Raw genomic sequence first — 16245 nt, 5'->3', positions numbered from 1 at the left:
CGCCCGCCGTCCGCTCGCCCCCCGCGACCGAGGCCGCGCGCGGCTGCCGGGTCGTCGAGGCCTGCGACCGCCCACGCGGCGTCGCCCCCTCGCCGCGGGAGCCCGTGGGGCGCGGCACCCCGGCGCCACGCTCCGGTCGCCGCTCCGTCACTGCGTGCCGCCTGCTGCCGGGGCTCCGCCGTACACCGTCTGGTCGGCGAGCCGCAGCGTCCCCGGGTTGTAGAACCGGACCATGCCCAGCTCCGTAGCGCGCGCAGCGAGTGCCTGCGGCGACTTCTTCTCGTCGAGCGCTGCGCGGAGGTTGTCCCCCACCTCTGCCTCCCGCGCGAGCTCCCGCTGGAGGGTCTGCGCTTCGTACGCCCCGTTGGCCATCGCCGTGTTGAGCACGAGCGTACCGAGCAGTGCCGCGGCCAGGATCCCGATGCACAGGAGGACGAAGGGGACCCGGCTGCGGGAGTACGAAGGGGCTTCGACGAGCTGGAGCCGGGGCGCTTCGTTCGCGACCGAGGCGACGGGCGACCGGTCGGTCGACGTGACGCGTACGGCAGCGGCATGTGCACGGCTCATGGTGTGCGCTCCCTACGGGTCTTCATGTGGTCGGGGGTGGGACGGATACGTTCGACGGCGCGCAGGCGCACCGATGCGGATCGAGGATTACGAGCGAGCTCGGCCTCGTCGGCCTCCTCGGCTCCTCGGGTGAGCAGCCTGAGATAGGCCCGGTGCGTCTCGGGCTCGACAGGAAGGTCGGGTGGCGCGCTCGAGGTGACTCCCCGCGCGAACGCGCGCTTCGTGAGCCGGTCCTCGAGCGAGTGGTACGACTCCACGACGAGGCGCCCTCCGACGGCCAGGGCCTCGATGGCAGCCGGCAGCGCTCGCTCCAGCACCTCGAGCTCACCGTTCACCTCGATCCGCAAGGCCTGGAAGGTGCGCTTGGCGGGATTGCCCCCGGTCTTGCGCGTCGCGGCCGGGATGCAGGCCCGGACGAGATCGACGAGATCGGCTGACCGCTCCCACGGCCTCGTGGCACGCCGCGCGACGATCGACCGGGCGATCTTCGCCGCGAACCGCTCCTCGCCGTACTCACGCAGGATTCGAGCGAGGGCGCGCTCGTCGTAGGTGTTGAGGACATCCGCCGCCGTCAGCTCAGCGGTCGCGTCCATACGCATGTCGAGCGGTGCGTCGTGCGCGTAGGAGAAGCCGCGCTCGGACTCGTCGATCTGCAGGGAGGAGACACCCAGGTCCATGAGGATCCCGTCTGCTCCCGAGATCCCCAGGCCGCTGAGGACCTCGGGGATCTCGTCGTACACCGCGTGGACGCCCACGAACCTGTCCCCGAACACTGCGAGCCGCTGCCGCGCGAGCGTCAGCGCCTGCGGGTCCCGGTCGATGCCGACAGCCCGGACGTCGGGAAACCGTCTCAGGACCTCATGGGTGTGCCCGCCCATACCGAGCGTGCAGTCCAGGTAGACGGCGCCGGGCTTGCTCAGCGCGGGCGCGAGCAGGTCGACGCACCGCTCGAGCAGGACAGGGACATGACGGTCCGCCGCATCGGTCGGACGTGCTGCATCCCCACCGGCGTCGTTCGTCATGGGTGTGTTCCTGTCCCTGGTCATGTCGGATGGTGTCGTGCTGATCGTCCGGGCCGCCGGATCAGGTCTCCCTCCGCGTCCCTCTGGCACCGGGGAAGTGCGCCAGAGCGGGCGGGAGGAGGCCTCATCCGACGGCCGCGCTCACATCCGCAGTCCTGGAAGGATCTCTTCCGCGGTGTCCGCATAGGTGTCCACCTGTTCAGCGAGGTAGGTCTCCCATGCGGCGGCGTCCCAGATCTCGACACGGGTCCCCGCACCGATGACGGCGACGTCGCGGGAGAGGCCGGCGTACTCCCGGAGGCTCGCCGGGATGGAGACCCTTCCCTGCTTGTCAGGCACCTCGTCGCTGGCTCCGGAGAGAAAGACCCGCAGGTAGTCGCGCGCCTGCTTGCTCGTCACCGGAGCCTGTCGGATCTGCTCATACATGCGCGTGAACTCGTCCATCGGCAGCAGGAAGAGGCAGCGCTCCTGCCCCCGAGTCATGACGAGCCCAGGTGCCAGCCGAGACCGGAACTTGGCGGGAAGGATGAGGCGTCCCTTCTCGTCGAGACGTGGCGTGTACGTGCCGAGCAAGAGGCCTGGGCCGCTGCCGAACAGTTCTGTCACTGTCCGCACCCCTTCCTTTTGCTCCAGCAATCCCCACGGTACTCCACTTTCCTCCACCTGCAACGAGAGCATGGGCAGAATTCACCCACTCTCGGGCCATTTGCGCAGGTCACGCAGCTGAGGCGTGGTGGAGGGCGTTGACGGTCCTGCGGCCGCGCAGCGGTCCGCGGCCGCCGAGGCCTGATGCCCGGGGCGCCCCCGGCTCCCGACGGCGCGCGCACGACGGGCGCCCGCACAGTCAGGCGCCCAGGCGCGTCAGGAGCGCCGGGACCCGAGGGTGGAGGGAAGTGGGGCGGCGGGAAGCGGACCCACAACGCACATGAGCCCTACCGCAGTGCGGTAGGGCTCATGGGTGGTACGTGTCGTGCGGCCGGACGTGGGTCCGGTCGCCGTGGGACGTGGCGCCGCGTCGGGATCAGCCGCGCTCGTCGCGGCGACGCTCCCAGCGCTCCTCGAGTCGTTTCATGAACGACTGGCTCCGCCCGGAGGTCGCGCTGCCCGGCCGGGCTCCCTTGCCGCGCGGGCCCGAGCTCCGCGGTCGTTCGATCTTTCCGTCGCCGGCGACGATCCCCGTGGGCCCCGACAACGGCGCGGGTCGCTTCGGTTGTGCAAACGCGTACGTCACGGCTCCGAACATGATGACGAATCCCACGACGCCCACCCAGGGAACGGACTGAGCGACACCGAGCACGAGGAGCAGCAGGCCGACGAGCAGCCCTACCCCGGCGACGACGTAGCGGAGTCCCGACCGGGGGGACGAGGACTGGAGCGTCGTGGCGAGCCGTGGGTCGTCAGACGTGAGCTCTCGCTCCATCTGCTCCAGAACACGCTGCTCGTATTCGGACAGAGGCATCTCTACCCCCGCGCTCTCGGTGGTCGGACCGTGTCACTTCTCAGGATAGTTGCACATCCCGAACTACGGTAGTCGAGGAGGTCGGGCGCACCCCTGCACCGATCGCCCCGTGCCCGAAGCGCTCGCGCACCTGATCGACCGCGAGCTCGACGGACCTCGTCTGTGCGTCAGTGTCCTCGACCGCGTCCTCCAGCGTCGGCTGGACACCAGACCGCGAGCGCACCTCGAGCCCCTCCGCCCGAACGCCCACGAGTCGTACCGGAAGCCCGCGCAGATCCACCGACGAGACGAGCTGGCGCGCGACGAGATAGACCTCCCGGCCAGAGTCCGTCGGCGAATGGAGCGTCCGGGAGCGGGTGAGCGTTCGGAAGTCGCTCGTGCGCACCTTGACGCTGACGGTGCGCGCGAGGAACCCGTGGGAGCGGAGACGCGCACCACACCTGTCTGCCAGCTCGAGGAGCTTCGACTCGACCACAGAGACGTCGTACTCGTCGCGCGCGAACGTGCTCTCGCCACCGATGCTGCGCTCCTGCCGGACGGGCTGGACCGGTCTGGGGTCGCGCCCCCACGCCAGGTCGTGCAGGTGCGCAGCGGAGGCGACGCCCAGGATCTGTCGGAGCACGCCGCGGTCCGAGTGCGCCAGCTCCGCCACCGTCGTGATCCCCCACCGAGCCAGGTTGTGCTCCGTCTTCTCGCCGACTCCCCAGAGAGCGCCCACCGGCAGCGAGTGGAGGAACGGCACCGCGGCGGCGCGAGGGACGAGCATGAGCCCGTCGGGCTTCGCGTGCGTCGACGCGAGCTTCGCGACGAACTTCGTCGAGGCGACACCCACCGAGCACGTGATCCCGAGCTCCCCGGAGACCCGCTCCCGGATGGCACGCGCGATGTGCACGGCTGGTCCGAGCCGCCGTCGCGCACCGGAGACGTCGAGGAACGCCTCGTCGACGCTCACCTGCTCGACGACCGTCGTGACGTCCCGCAGGATCTCCATCGCGCGGCCCGAGACCTCGCGGTAGGTAGCGATGTCCGGTGGGATGGTGACCGCCTGCGGGCACAGACGTCGTGCCATCGCAGCAGGCATGGCCGATCGCACGCCGAACGCCCTGGCCTCGTATGTCGCTGCGAGCACCACCGCGCGGTCGGAGCCTGCGACGATCACCGGCTTGCCGCGCAGATGAGGCCGACGAGCGATCTCGACCGAGGCGAAGAACGCGTCCATGTCCACATGAAGGATCGAGCAGCCGTCCTCGTCGTCCCCCCACGACCGTCGGGCGTCGCGCGCCCGGGGCGCCCGGCTCACGGCGTGGCCCCTCGTCGGATCATGACGCCCAGCCAGCGTCCGCGACAGCGTCGCCGCCGAGGTGCGCACTCACGACATCCCTGAAGTCCTCAGCCGCAGCCACCCACCGCGCTGCCAGCGCATCGTCGACCATGTCCGAGCGTCCTGCAGCGACAGCCGCTCGGAGCCGGGCGCCAGCCTCGAAGTACGCGGCCCAGTCCGCGAGCCGGGGCTCCGCCTTCTGCAGCTGCTGCCAGGCGCTCCGTGGGCGACCCCGCGGGGGATGGACTCCCGCTGCGGCGAGCGCGGCTCCCGCGATGCGGAGCGCCGCGAGGTGCGCGTGGAGGAAGCGCTCGGCGGGGTCGGACGCAAGCTGGGAGGCCAGCAGCTCTGCATCACCGCGGCCGAGCATCTCCATGGAGGCGCGCGAGATGGGAGCCCGCCCGCGTGGAGGAGCGTCGACGAGCGTCCGCCCGACCGCCCCGCTGTCCCTCGTGCCCATGATGACCTCCCCGCTCATTCTCGAACACCTGTTCGAACACTGTCAAGCAGTCCGGACCACCTACGCTTGCTCCATGGCCCGTCGCCCGTCCCGCACCGCATCCTCCACCGGGCCACTGACACCCGGCTCGCGGGCCCCCCTCCCCTCCGGACCCGTCACCACGGACCACGGGGTGGTGGAGATCGTCCGCGACCGGGACGCCCCCACGGCACTCACCCTTCTCGTCAACGGTGCACCCAGCTCCTTCATCGACCTGGACGATCCGCGGCACGTCGGGTTCGAGTACATGGAGATCATGTGCGCGATCATCGACGAGGTCCGCGAGGGTCCGGTCGACGCCGTCCACCTCGGCGCCGCAGGGTGCGCCATGGCCCGGTACATCGACGCGGCCCGGCCGGGGTCACGACAGATCGGGATCGACATCGACGGACGCCTGCTCGAGCTGGTCCGGGACTGGTTCGCCCTCCCCCGCTCGCCCCGGCTGCGCCTGCGCGCCGGAGACGCGCGCGACCAGCTCGCGTCGCTCCGATCGGCGTCCGCCGACATCGTCGTCCGCGACGTCTTCGCCGGGGACCGCACTCCCGAGCACCTGCTCACGCGCGAGTTCGGGGAGGAGGTGCTCCGCGTGCTCCGGCCCGGCGGGGTCTACCTCGTCAACTGCGCCGACCGCCCGCCGCTCGTGACAGCCAGGTCCGAGATTGCGACGCTCCGCGCAGCGCACGCCGCCCACCTGGCGGCCGGCGCAGGGAGCACGGCGGACCTTCAGCTCGCCCTCGTCTCCGAGCCCGCACTGCTCAAGGCGCGCAGGTACGGCAATCTCGTCCTCGCGCTCGTCGCCCCCGGCGGAGAGCCAGGGGACCCGCTCCTCGGATCAGCGACGCTGGCCCGGCGTCTGCGCACGCTCGCAGTGCCGGCACACATCGTCCTCGGTCCCGAGCTCCGCCGCTTCGCCGGACAGGCACCGGAGCTGCGCGACCCGCAGGAAGCGGCCGGTCAGCTTCCCTGAACGTCGCCGCGGTGCTGCGAGAGGAACTTCTCGAACTCCGCGCCGAGCTCGTCCGCCGTCGGCAGGTCGGTGGCGTCGGCGAGCAGGTTCTCGCGGGCGGCCGACTGAGCGAACGCGTCGTACTGCTCCTCGAGCGCCTTGACCACCCCGGCGACGTCCTCGGACTCACGCATCTGACGGGCGATCTCCTCGTGGGCCTCGTCCGCGGCCGGGGCGAGCTCCTCGACGCGCAGTGCCAGACCGGTGAGGCTCTCGACCTGGGTGAGCGCCGCCGCCGTCGCCGGCGGATACACGGACTGCGCAAGATAGTGCGGCACATGGATGGCATACCCCACCGCGTCCCGACCTCGCTCGCCGAGGCGGAGCTCGAGGAGGCTGGCTACGCTGCCGGGCACCTTGACCCTGCCGAACCACGAGACCGATGCCCCGGCGAGGGTCTCGCGCGTTGCGTGGGTCGTCGAGGACACGGCGCGGGTGTGCGGCACGCCCATCGGTATGCCGTACGCCGACACCGTCAACGACACCGCGAACCGCTCGACGAGCTGGCACACCGCTTCGACGAACCGCTCCCACTGCACATCGGGCTCGCTGCCGTGGAGCACGAGCACCGCGGTGCCCTCGGCGTCCCGCACGAGATCGATCGCCAGCACCGGCGCTTCGTACTCGGCCCACGACCGGGCGTCGAACACCATCATCGGTCGCCTCGAGCGGTAGTCGAGCAGCTGGTCGACGTCGAACGTCACAAGACGCTGGGCGTCCCCCTGCCCGAGCAGGTGCGTCGCGGCCGTGCCGGCGACCCCACCTGCGTCGACGAGACCCCGCACCGTGTTGATGAGCACGGGCCCGGTGCCGCCCGCCGTCGCCGGCAGCCCGAGCTCCGACTCGACCACGGCGTCCACCTCGTAGATCCCCTGAGGATCAAGCACCACACGTCTCCTGTCGCTGGTCGTCCGCGGACCGCGCTGGCGGTCCGAACCTCCGAGGGGTACAACGCTCCCGGCGGTCCGATTCTTCCCGCGGTCAGCGAGAGGGGAGGCGCACCACGGACACGAAGAAGTCGTCGATCTGGCGGACGACCTCGATGAAGCGGTCGAAGTCGACGGGCTTGGTCACGAACGCGTTCGCGTAGAGGGAGTAGCTGCGCACGACGTCCTCCTCGGCCTCCGAGGTGGTGAGCACGACGACAGGGATCTTGCGGAGCTCGGGATCCGACTTCAGCTCGGAGAGGACCTCGCGCCCGTCCATCCTCGGCAGGTTGAGGTCGAGCAGGATGAGGTCCGGCGTCGTCGCCCCGGCGTAACCACCCTCCTTGCGGAGGTACTCCATCGCGCTGACGCCGTCGCTCACCACCGAGAGGCGGTTGGCGACCTTGTTGTGCTCGAACGCCTCCTGGGTCATGAGGACATCACCCGGGTCGTCCTCGACGAGCAGAACCTCGATGATCTGGGTGACGTCGCTCACATGTTCTCCTTGCGATCCGCGGACGGACCGTCGACTCGGGCGGGCGCAGCCACTTCGGCGCTCTCTGCGGACGAGGATACCGCCACCCCCGTGCCATGGGGTCCGACGACGTCCCAGCCGGCCGGAGCCGCCTCGTCGATCGTGGTGGAGATGACGTCAGGCAGCGTCCACCGCACCGTGGTCCCGTCGGTCCGTTCGGGGCTGCTCGCGTCGTCGTCGCCGGCCTCCACCTGGGTGGGCTCGTCGATCCAGATCTCGCCTCCGTGGAACTCGACGATCTTCTTGCACAGCGCGAGGCCGATGCCGGTGCCCTCGTAGACGTCCTTGGCGTGCAGACGCTGGAAGATGACGAAGACCCTGTCGAGGTACTGCTTCTCCACCCCGATGCCGTTGTCGGTGCACCACAGCTCCCACATCTCGTCCCTGCGGCGCGCGCCGACCCGCACGTGCGGGTCGCGGCCGGGTGCCCGGAACTTGATCGCGTTCCCCACGAGGTTCTGGAAGAGCTGGACGAGGAGCCCGTGCTGGCCGATCACCGTCGGGAGCGGGTCACGGTCGACCCGGGCGCCGGTCGTCGCGATGGTCTCGCCGAGGTTCGCCAGCGCCACGGCCAGGGCGTCGTCCAGGTCGACGGGCTCAGGGTCACCCAGCGAGCGCCCGACCCGGGAGAACCCGAGGAGGTCCTGGATGAGGCGCTGCATGCGCTTGGCGCCGTCGACGGCGAAGTCGATGTACTGGTCCGCGCGGTCGTCCAGCTGGCCGCCGTAGCGCTTCTGCAGCAGCTGCGTGAAGCTCGCCACCTTGCGCAGCGGCTCCTGCAGGTCGTGCGACGCGACGTAGGCGAACTGCTCAAGGTCACGGTTGGACCTGCGCAGCTCCTCGGCCTGCTCCGTCACGAGGCGGTGCGCCTCGGCGATCTCGGCCCGGGACGTGCTCGCTGCGGCCATCTGGGTGACGAGGGCGACGCGCATGGTGTCGACCGCACCGGCGAGCGCCGCGATCTCTCCCGGGGCCTGCGTCCGGACCGCCTGGTCGAGATTCCCGTTGCTCACGGTCTCGGCCTTCGCCGCGAGGTCGGCGATCGGCTCGAGCACGCGCTGACGAAGAGTCCGCCAGAGCGCCAGGCCGACGACGAGGCCGGCGAACGCGAGCATGATCACCGTGAGGAACAGTGCCTGCGTCCACGACGCCAACGTCTCGGCGGCATCGTTGCGGGCCTCCCGCAGCCCTGAGACGAACGCGTCGGCGGCCTTCTCGGCCTCGGCGCCGAGCGTGGCCCCCTCGGTGAGGAGGTCCGCAGGCACAGCGTCCGGTCCACCGGCGCGCACGAGCTCCCTGACGGGGTCGGCGAAGTCGTCCTCCCAGGCGCGCGCTGTCGCCGACGCCTCGTCGAGAGACTCGACGAGCACCGAGTTGCTGCCGAGCTCGCGGACCACGTCGCTCCGCACGCTCTCCGGGCGTCCGCTCTCTCCGTCGACCGGTTCGAGCGTGCGCTCGTAGCCGGTGACGAGGTAGGCGTCCATCGCGACCTGGGCGTCGTCGATCCATGCCTGGTGCTCCTGGGCCGCGACGATCGCACGGAAGTAGAAGTCGGTGACACGAGACTGGTAGTTGACGACCTGCACGAGCGCGACCACGGCGAACGCCACGATGACGAGGAGCACGGCAGCGGACGCTCCGAGCATCCGGGCGAGGTGGTGTCGGAGCGTCGGCGACGCCTCGGCGTCGGCGGTCGGGGTGCCGGACGTGCTCACTGCCACTCCTCCGCGTCCGCGAGCGTCGCCGTCCGTCGGCCCGCGGCATCGTCACCACGACCAGGCCAGCCGACGAGGAGCACGGCGGCGTCGTCTGCCAGGCGTCCCCCGTGCGCCGAGTGCACGCGGTGCAGGAGCCGCTCGACGAGGTCGTCCGTCCCCGCGGCGAGCTCTGCGTCCACGACCTCGAGCAGACCGTCGAGACCCAGGCGGGCAGCGACCTGCACGCCCGGCCCCTCGAGCACCGTCGGCGGGGCGTCGAGGATCGTCGTCTCGAGGAGACCGTCGGTGTAGATCATGAACCACCAGGTGTCGCCCAGCTCGACGCGCGTCGGCTCCCACCGGCCGTCGACCGGGATGCCGAGTGCCGGCCCACGCCCCTCGGCGGACATCGGGGTGCTCACGTCACCCAGGACGATCGGGGCCGGGTGCCCGGCCAGGTAGAGGTCCGCCGAGCGCCGGTCGGGAGCCACGACGACCTGGCACAGGGTCGTGAACGTCTCGGGCCGTGCCCGTTCGTGGACGAGCACGCGTTCCACGAGCGACAGCACCTCGCCGAGCGGCACCCCCGCGAGCACGAGCGTGCGCCAGGCGGTGCGCAGCGTGGCACCCAGCGCTGCCTCGTCCGGGCCGTGCCCGGCGACGTCGCCGACGATGCACGCCAGACTTCCGTCCGGCCGCTCGAGGACGTCGTAGAAGTCGCCCCCCAGGAGTCCGCTGCCTCCGGGTAGGTACCCGACATGGATCGAGAGGCCCGTGTCACGTACGACCGGTCGAGGGAGGAGCGCCCGCTCGAGGCGCGCGGTCTCCTCCGCACGCACGGCGTTGCGGTAGATGGTCCGCTCCTGCTCGTCCGAGCGACGGCGCTGGACGGCGTACCGGACGGAGCGTGCAAGGAGGTCGGGGTCGATGTCGTTCTTCACGAGATAGTCCTGCGCGCCTGCAGCGACGGCCGCGACGCCCATCTCCACGCTCGACAGGCCGGTGACGACGACGAGGGCCGGCTGCTCCGGGGCGGCCCTCAGCGCCGTGACGCCGGAGAGTCCGACGGAGTCCGGCAGCCCGAGGTCGAGGAGCACGCAGTCGACGTCGAGCATGCCGAGAGCCTCGTCGACGGAGCGCGCCCGGGTGAGGAGCACCTTCAGGCCTCCGTCCTCGAACATCGTCTCGACGAGGACGGCGTCGCCGTCGTCGTCCTCGACGAGCAGGACCCTGACCGGCCCCTCCTCGCTCGGCGCTGTCACGTCGGGGTCTCCTGGGTCGGGCATGCCCACGATCGTAAACGGTGGCGAGCGCTCCTCCTCCCCCCGGTGACGGACGGCGGCGCACGAGTCACCGCGGATCAGCCATAATGGACGGCCGCGATCGGCTGACGACGCGATCCCCTCGTCCCGGAAGGACACGTGTGAGCGACCAGGCCGCTGAGGTCAGCCTCGAGCAGCAGACCGTCGATGCCCTGTACGCACGCCTGGACGAGCTTCGCGCCGCCGCCCGCGGCCGACTCCGGGACGTCCGGCGCGGAGGCCCGAGCGGGTCACCGCAGAACCGGAGCGAGCGTGACGCCTTCGCCACGCTGTACGAGGACCGCATCGCGCTCCTCGACGCCGTCGAGGACCGGCTGTGCTTCGGTCGTCTCGACTTCGACGCGGGTCCCCCGCGGTACATCGGGCGCATCGGCCTCACCGACGTGGAGCACACGTCGATCCTCACCGACTGGCGCGCCCCGGCCGCCCAGGCCTTCTACCGGGCGACGGCTGCCCACCGGGACGGCGTCGTCCGACGCCGTCACCTCGTCACGCGCAGCAGGCGGGTGACCGGGATCGAGGACGAGATCCTCGATCTCGAGATGTCGAGCGAGGATCAGGCCGGGCTCGCGCTCTCCGGCGAGGGCGCCCTGCTCGCGGCACTCACGGCCGGCCGCACCGGACGGATGGGTGACATCGTCGCGACCATCCAGTCCGAGCAGGACACGATCATCCGCGGAGAGCTGCAGGGCGCGCTCGTCGTGCAGGGCGGCCCCGGGACCGGCAAGACCGCCGTGGCGCTCCATCGCGCCGCCTATCTCCTCTACGCGCACCGCCGGCTCCTCGAGCGCTCCGGCGTCCTGCTCATCGGGCCCAGCCAGTCGTTCCTGCGGTACATCGACCAGGTCCTCCCCTCGCTCGGCGAGACCGGCGTCGTCAGCACGACCATCGCCGACCTCCTGCCCGGCATCAGCGCGCGTGGGGACGAGGACCCCCGGGTCGCCGAGATCAAGGGGCGCCCCGAGCTCGCCGGCGTGATCCGTCGCGCTCTGGCGGCCCGTCAGCGCGTGCCGGAGGCCGACGTGCACGTGCGCGTCGACGGGCACGACATCGTCGTCCGTCGACGCGACGTGCGCGACGCCATCGCCCGCGCGCGTCGGCACCGCAAGCCGCACAACCTCGCACGCGTCTCCTTCGTCCGGGACATGCTCTCCCGGCTGGCCGACCAGTACGTCGAGCAGATGCGCTACCCCCTCGCGGACGACGAGCGCGGCGAGATCATCGAGGAGCTGCGGACCACCCGCGAGATCAGGATCGCGCTCAACCTCGCCTGGATGCCCCTCACCCCCCAACGGCTCGTCGAGGACCTCTACATCAAGCCTCACCGGCTCGCGGAGGCGGCCCCGGGGCTCTCGGCCGCGGAGCGCGCTCTGCTCGCGCGTCCCGCCGGCTCGCCCTGGACGGAGGCCGACGTCCCGCTGCTCGACGAGGCCGCAGAGCTGCTCGGCGAGGACGACCAGGCAGCCCGGGCGCAGGCACGCCGCGACTCGGAGGAACGTGCCCGCGACCTGGACTACGCGCGTCAGGTGCTGGAGAGCTCCGGTGGCGGCGGCATGGTCAACGCCGAGGTGCTCGCTCAGCGGTTCAGCGCTGGTGGTGGATACCTCACGACGGCGGAGCGCGCCGCGAAGGACCGTGCGTGGACCTTCGCTCACCTCGTCGTCGACGAAGCGCAGGAGCTCTCGGCGATGGCGTGGCGGATGCTGCTGCGCCGGTGCCCCACACGGTCCATGACGATCGTGGGAGACGTGGCCCAGACGTCGTCGCCCGCCGGTGCCCGGTCGTGGTCAGCCATGCTCACTCCGCTCCTGCGGGACTCCTGGCGCCTGGCCGAGCTCACCGTCAACTACCGCACACCGCAGACCATCGCGTCCGCCGCTCGTGCGATGGCGCTCGAGGCGGGGCTCCCTGTCTCCCCCCTCACCTCGGCCCGCGAGGTGCCGGACGCGCTCGTCGTGCGGACCGTCCCCGCCGCCGAGGTCGTACCGGTGGCAACCCGCGAGGCCCAGGACGCCGTCGCGCGTCTGCACCGCGCGGGCCAGGGCGGGACGGTCGCCGTCATCGCACCCGCACCGCTCGTCGCGACGACGCGGGACTCCGTCGGCGCAGCCCTGGCGTCGGACGAGGCGTCCACAGCCATGGTCTCCGTCCTCAGCCCGAGAGAAGCAAAGGGCCTGGAGTTCGACGTGGTCGTCCTCGTCGAACCCGCGCAGGTGCTCGCTGGCCCCGGCGGCGCCTCAGACCTCTACGTCGCCATGACCCGCCCGACGCAGGCACTGCGCATCGTGCATGCCGAGCAGCTCCCCCCGGGCATGCGCGATCAGGGCACGCCGATGTCCGAGTGACAAGACCCGTTTGGCTGGCGGCGCAGGAGAGAGGAGCATGACTACGTGCTCAAAGCCCTGCTCCTGGAAAACGTCCACCCGCTCTCCGTCAAGATCCTCGCGGACCACGGCATCGATGTCGAGGTCCGGTCCGGAGCGCTTGACGAGGACGAGCTGATCGAAGCGCTCGCGGGCGTCCACATCCTCGGCATCCGCTCCAAGACCCAGGTGACCGAGCGGGTCATCGCCGCGTCGAGCGAGCTGTTGACGATCGGTGCATTCTGCATCGGGACCAACCAGATCGACCTGCGCGCCGCTGCGAGCCACGGGGTCGCCGTGTTCAACGCACCCTTCTCGAACACGCGGTCCGTCGTCGAGATCGCACTGGCCGAGATCATCTCCCTCACGCGTCGCCTCACGGAGCGGGACAAGGCCCTGCACGACGGCGTCTGGGACAAGTCCGCCGAGGGCTCCCACGAGGTGCGAGGTCGCACGCTGGGCATCGTCGGGTACGGGAACATCGGCACCCAGCTCTCCGTGCTCGCTGAGAACCTCGGCATGTCCGTGGTGTTCTTCGACACCTCTGAGAAGCTCGCGCTCGGCAACGCACGCCGGCTGGACACCCTCGAGGAGCTCCTCGCCGTCGCGGACATCGTCACGCTCCACGTCGACGGCCGAAGCGGCAACGCCGGCCTCTTCGGTGCCGCGCAGCTCCAGCAGATGAAGCGAGGGGCGGTCTTCCTCAACCTCTCCCGCGGCTTCGTCGTCGACACCGCCGCGCTCCGCGAGGCCATCGTCTCGGGCCACCTCGCGGGTGCCGCGATCGACGTGTTCCCGCACGAGCCGAAGAAGCGGGGTGACGCATTCGAGTCCGAGCTCCGCGGTCTGCCGAACGTCATCCTCACGCCGCACATCGGCGGTTCGACCCTTGAGGCGCAGGAAGCCATCGGGGTGTTCGTCGCGAACAAGATCCGTGACTACGTCCGCACCGGCACGACGACGCTCAGCGTGAACATGCCCAACCTCGCGCTGGAGAACTCCACCGGGGTCGCCCGCGTTGCCCACCTGCACCGCAACACCCCTGGCGTGCTGGCCGCGGTGAACAAGACGTTGGCCGAGCACGGCACGAACATCGAAGGCCAGCTGCTGGCTACCCGCGGGGAGATCGGCTACGTCGTCACGGACGTCGGGTCGACGCTCGAGGCAGCGGTGATCGAGGCGCTGCGGGGCATGGACCAGACGATCAAGCTCCGCGTCCTCACCGAGGCGCGCGCCTGACCTGCCCCGGACACGACGAAGGGCCCGAACCGTTGACCACGGTACGGGCCCTTCGTCGTCGCGGACGCGCAGTAACAGGAGGCACCGCCACGGCCTGTGACGGTGAGCGGGACTCAGCCCGACTTGCGTCGGAACGTGCGCTGCACGGGTCCGGTGGTCTCAGAGGAGTGCACCGACCCGGTGTTCGACGATCCCTCGCTCGTTCTGTGGCGCGCTGCGTTCTTGCGCTCCAGCGCCTCCTTGAACTTCGCCTTCGTGTCCGCGCTGACCGCCGCGGTGTCCTTGTCCTCGCTGTCGTGCGTCATGAGGCCTCCTCTTCGTCGTCGTGCCGGTCGCTGCCTGGGCCGTCGTTGTCCGCCGCTGCGGCCTGCTCGTGCTCAGCACGGAGCAGGTTGATCGCTGCCTCGAAGTCCTCGAGGGAATCAAACCCCTGGTACACGCTCGCGAAGCGCAGATACGCGACCTCGTCGAGCTCGCGCAGCGGGCCGAGGATCGTCAGGCCGATCTCGTAGGCGTCGAGCTCGGCGCTTCCCGTCGCGCGGACCGACTCCTCGACGCGTTGTGCGAGCAGCGCGAGGTCATCCTCGCTCACCGGCCTCCCCTGGCACGCCTTCCGTACACCGTTGACAACCTTCTCGCGGCTGAACGGCTCGGTGACTCCGGATCGCTTGACGACGGAGAGGCTCGCGGTCTCCAGGGTGGTGAACCGTCGGCTGCACTCAGGGCACTGGCGACGTCGCCGGATCGAGGCGCCGTCGTCGGAGGTGCGGGAGTCGACCACACGAGAGTCCGGGTGACGGCAGAACGGGCAGTGCACGGGCGCCTCCTGAGCATCGACTGCGAGCGTCGATCGACCCGCTGTCCGGTGCCACCCTACGCGGGACCCGGCCGCCCGCGCACGTGCTTACCCTCAGCGCACGGGCAGGAGGATCTGCTCGCCCACCTGCAAGGCAGCGCTGCTGCGCCCGTTGAGGGTGATGATGTCGGCGACGACATCACGCACGTCCTCCCCCGGCAGCGCGACCGAGGAGGCGAGTGCCCACACCGTCTCGCCCTGGGCGATCGTGTACGGCACCACCTCGACGGGATCCCCCGGTCCGCCTGCGAGCGCGCGCCCGCCGAGGAGCACGCCCCCGAGCACGAGCATCACCGCGAGCATCCACAGGACGACACGTCCGCGGCGCGTGAGGACGAGGTCGGGTTCCCGGATCGTGCGGGCGCTCGTCGGACGGGCCGCCAGGGCCCCGGTTGCGCTCGTGCTGTGCGCCATGATCGCTCCTTCCAGTTCGCGGGTCGGCGTCAGCCGGACCCCGCGATCGAACACATGTTCGTAGAACAAGTGTACGAACGACGCCCCAGATGGCAAGGGGTCGGGCCCAACACGCTCGAACATGTGTTTGAAACGTGGGCGGCACAGCCCTAGGCTGAGGCAGAACCGTCGAGACGCACTCGACCACGACCCACTGACACCGGGCGCGGACAGGGTGGCCACCAGGCGCGCGACGGGCGCGGACGACGACCGGAGGACCCTCGTGGTGACGAACATCAGCAAGGCCGCTGCGCAGAGCGTCGCTCCCGGCCAGGGAGCTGCGTCGAGCGAGCCGGCCGACGGACTCAGTGCGCGCCAGCGGCGGGTGCTCGAGACGATCCGGTCGTCGCTCGACGCCCGCGGCTATGCCCCGAGCATGCGGGAGATCGGTGACGCCGTCGGCCTCAACAGTCCCTCGAGCGTCAAGCACCAGCTCACGGCACTTGAACGCAAGGGATACCTGCGACGCGACCCCAACCGCCCACGGGCGATGGAGCTCGTCCTTCCCGCAGGCGACGACCCGGCCGCCCGGCAGCAGGAGAGCTGGGAGGAGGGCGGGAGCGAGGGCGAGCTCGATGCCCGTCCCGCTGCCACGTACGTCCCCCTCGTCGGCCGGATCGCCGCCGGTGGCCCGGTGCTCGCCGAGCAGGTCGTCGAGGACGTGTTCGCACTCCCCCGACAGCTCGTCGGCGACGGTGACCTCTTCCTCCTGCGGGTCAGCGGGGAGTCGATGATCGACGCGGCCATCTGTGACGGGGACTGGGTGGTCGTGCGACGTCAGCCGGTCGCGGAGAACGGACAGATCGTCGCTGCGATGATCGACGGCGAGGCGACGGTCAAGACGTTCAAGCGCAGCGACGGCCATGTGTGGCTCATGCCGCACAACCCGGCGTTCAGTCCGATCCCCGGAGACGAGTCGACGATCCTCGGCCGCGTCGTCTCGGTCCTTCGCAGCCTCTGACCGCCCCAGCCCACGACGC

General features: G+C 70.7%; 17 protein-coding genes. 4 read left to right on the top strand and 13 right to left on the bottom strand.

What is annotated here, in order from left to right:
- Positions 1 to 147: 147 nt before the first annotated feature.
- From ftsL to AC2AXK_RS10630, 6 genes are all read right to left on the bottom strand, one after another.
- Positions 148 to 567 carry a cell division protein FtsL gene (ftsL, locus tag AC2AXK_RS10655; protein WP_484345342.1) on the bottom strand — a complete coding sequence of 140 codons (420 nt, stop codon included), beginning with the start codon at positions 565 to 567 and terminating at the stop codon, positions 148 to 150.
- Positions 564 to 1589 (bottom strand): 16S rRNA (cytosine(1402)-N(4))-methyltransferase RsmH, encoded by a 1026-nt coding sequence (gene rsmH, locus AC2AXK_RS10650; protein WP_484345341.1) that lies wholly within the window; start codon positions 1587 to 1589, stop codon positions 564 to 566. Before rsmH ends, ftsL begins: the two co-directional genes overlap by 4 nt.
- Positions 1590 to 1730: 141 nt before the next feature.
- Positions 1731 to 2195, bottom strand: a complete 465-nt coding sequence (gene mraZ / locus AC2AXK_RS10645; protein WP_484345340.1) for a division/cell wall cluster transcriptional repressor MraZ — start codon at positions 2193 to 2195, stop codon at positions 1731 to 1733.
- Positions 2196 to 2610: 415 nt separating this feature from the next.
- Entirely contained in the window at positions 2611 to 3048 is a 438-nt protein-coding gene (locus tag AC2AXK_RS10640; RefSeq protein WP_484345339.1) for a DUF3040 domain-containing protein, read from the bottom strand.
- Between the two features lie 40 nt (positions 3049 to 3088).
- Positions 3089 to 4348: a DNA polymerase IV gene (dinB, locus tag AC2AXK_RS10635; protein WP_484345338.1), complete on the bottom strand. Its 1260-nt coding sequence runs from the start codon at positions 4346 to 4348 to the stop codon at positions 3089 to 3091.
- 19 nt (positions 4349 to 4367) lie between these two features.
- On the bottom strand, positions 4368 to 4847 hold the full coding sequence (locus tag AC2AXK_RS10630; RefSeq protein WP_484345337.1) for an SAV_6107 family HEPN domain-containing protein: 480 nt from the start codon (positions 4845 to 4847) through the stop codon (positions 4368 to 4370).
- Between the two features lie 55 nt (positions 4848 to 4902).
- On the opposite strand from AC2AXK_RS10630, the gene AC2AXK_RS10625 reads away from it, so the two are divergent.
- A complete protein-coding gene (locus AC2AXK_RS10625) occupies positions 4903 to 5835 on the top strand; it encodes a spermidine synthase (protein WP_484345336.1) in 933 nt (310 codons plus the stop codon).
- On the opposite strand, the gene AC2AXK_RS10620 is transcribed toward AC2AXK_RS10625, so the two are convergent.
- The 4 genes from AC2AXK_RS10620 to AC2AXK_RS10605 all read right to left on the bottom strand — a co-directional run bounded on the left by AC2AXK_RS10620 (position 5823) and on the right by AC2AXK_RS10605 (position 10318).
- Positions 5823 to 6761 carry a PAC2 family protein gene (locus AC2AXK_RS10620; protein ID WP_484345335.1) on the bottom strand — a complete coding sequence of 313 codons (939 nt, stop codon included), beginning with the start codon at positions 6759 to 6761 and terminating at the stop codon, positions 5823 to 5825. The genes AC2AXK_RS10625 and AC2AXK_RS10620 overlap by 13 nt on opposite strands.
- A gap of 94 nt (positions 6762 to 6855) precedes the next feature.
- Entirely contained in the window at positions 6856 to 7296 is a 441-nt protein-coding gene (locus tag AC2AXK_RS10615) for a response regulator (protein ID WP_484345334.1), read from the bottom strand.
- On the bottom strand, positions 7293 to 9050 hold the full coding sequence (locus tag AC2AXK_RS10610) for a sensor histidine kinase (protein ID WP_484345333.1): 1758 nt from the start codon (positions 9048 to 9050) through the stop codon (positions 7293 to 7295). The genes AC2AXK_RS10615 and AC2AXK_RS10610 overlap by 4 nt, the downstream gene beginning before the upstream one ends.
- Entirely contained in the window at positions 9047 to 10318 is a 1272-nt protein-coding gene (locus tag AC2AXK_RS10605; protein WP_484345332.1) for a PP2C family protein-serine/threonine phosphatase, read from the bottom strand. Before AC2AXK_RS10605 ends, AC2AXK_RS10610 begins: the two co-directional genes overlap by 4 nt.
- A 137-nt stretch (positions 10319 to 10455) precedes the next feature.
- On the opposite strand from AC2AXK_RS10605, the gene AC2AXK_RS10600 reads away from it, so the two are divergent.
- On the top strand, positions 10456 to 12699 hold the full coding sequence (locus AC2AXK_RS10600; protein ID WP_484345331.1) for a HelD family protein: 2244 nt from the start codon (positions 10456 to 10458) through the stop codon (positions 12697 to 12699).
- Between the two features lie 45 nt (positions 12700 to 12744).
- Positions 12745 to 13956, top strand: a complete 1212-nt coding sequence (serA, locus tag AC2AXK_RS10595) for a phosphoglycerate dehydrogenase (protein WP_484345330.1) — start codon at positions 12745 to 12747, stop codon at positions 13954 to 13956.
- 113 nt (positions 13957 to 14069) lie between these two features.
- On the opposite strand, the gene AC2AXK_RS10590 is transcribed toward serA, so the two are convergent.
- The 3 genes from AC2AXK_RS10590 to AC2AXK_RS10580 all read right to left on the bottom strand — a co-directional run bounded on the left by AC2AXK_RS10590 (position 14070) and on the right by AC2AXK_RS10580 (position 15226).
- Complete coding sequence (locus tag AC2AXK_RS10590; RefSeq protein ID WP_484345329.1) at positions 14070 to 14261, bottom strand: DUF5302 domain-containing protein; 192 nt, start codon at positions 14259 to 14261, stop codon at positions 14070 to 14072.
- Positions 14258 to 14773, bottom strand: coding sequence for a transcriptional regulator NrdR (nrdR, locus tag AC2AXK_RS10585; RefSeq protein WP_484345328.1), 516 nt, complete (start codon positions 14771 to 14773; stop codon positions 14258 to 14260). The genes AC2AXK_RS10590 and nrdR overlap by 4 nt, the downstream gene beginning before the upstream one ends.
- A 93-nt stretch (positions 14774 to 14866) precedes the next feature.
- Positions 14867 to 15226 (bottom strand): LysM peptidoglycan-binding domain-containing protein, encoded by a 360-nt coding sequence (locus AC2AXK_RS10580; protein WP_484345327.1) that lies wholly within the window; start codon positions 15224 to 15226, stop codon positions 14867 to 14869.
- A 265-nt stretch (positions 15227 to 15491) separates the two neighbouring features.
- On the opposite strand from AC2AXK_RS10580, the gene lexA reads away from it, so the two are divergent.
- Positions 15492 to 16226, top strand: coding sequence for a transcriptional repressor LexA (lexA, locus tag AC2AXK_RS10575; protein ID WP_484345326.1), 735 nt, complete (start codon positions 15492 to 15494; stop codon positions 16224 to 16226).
- Positions 16227 to 16245 lie beyond the last annotated feature (19 nt).

It is taken from the genome of Sanguibacter sp. Z6_81 (assembly GCF_057180625.1).
Note: the sequence above shows the minus strand (reverse complement) of the source record. Positions and strands in the feature narration are given on the sequence as shown.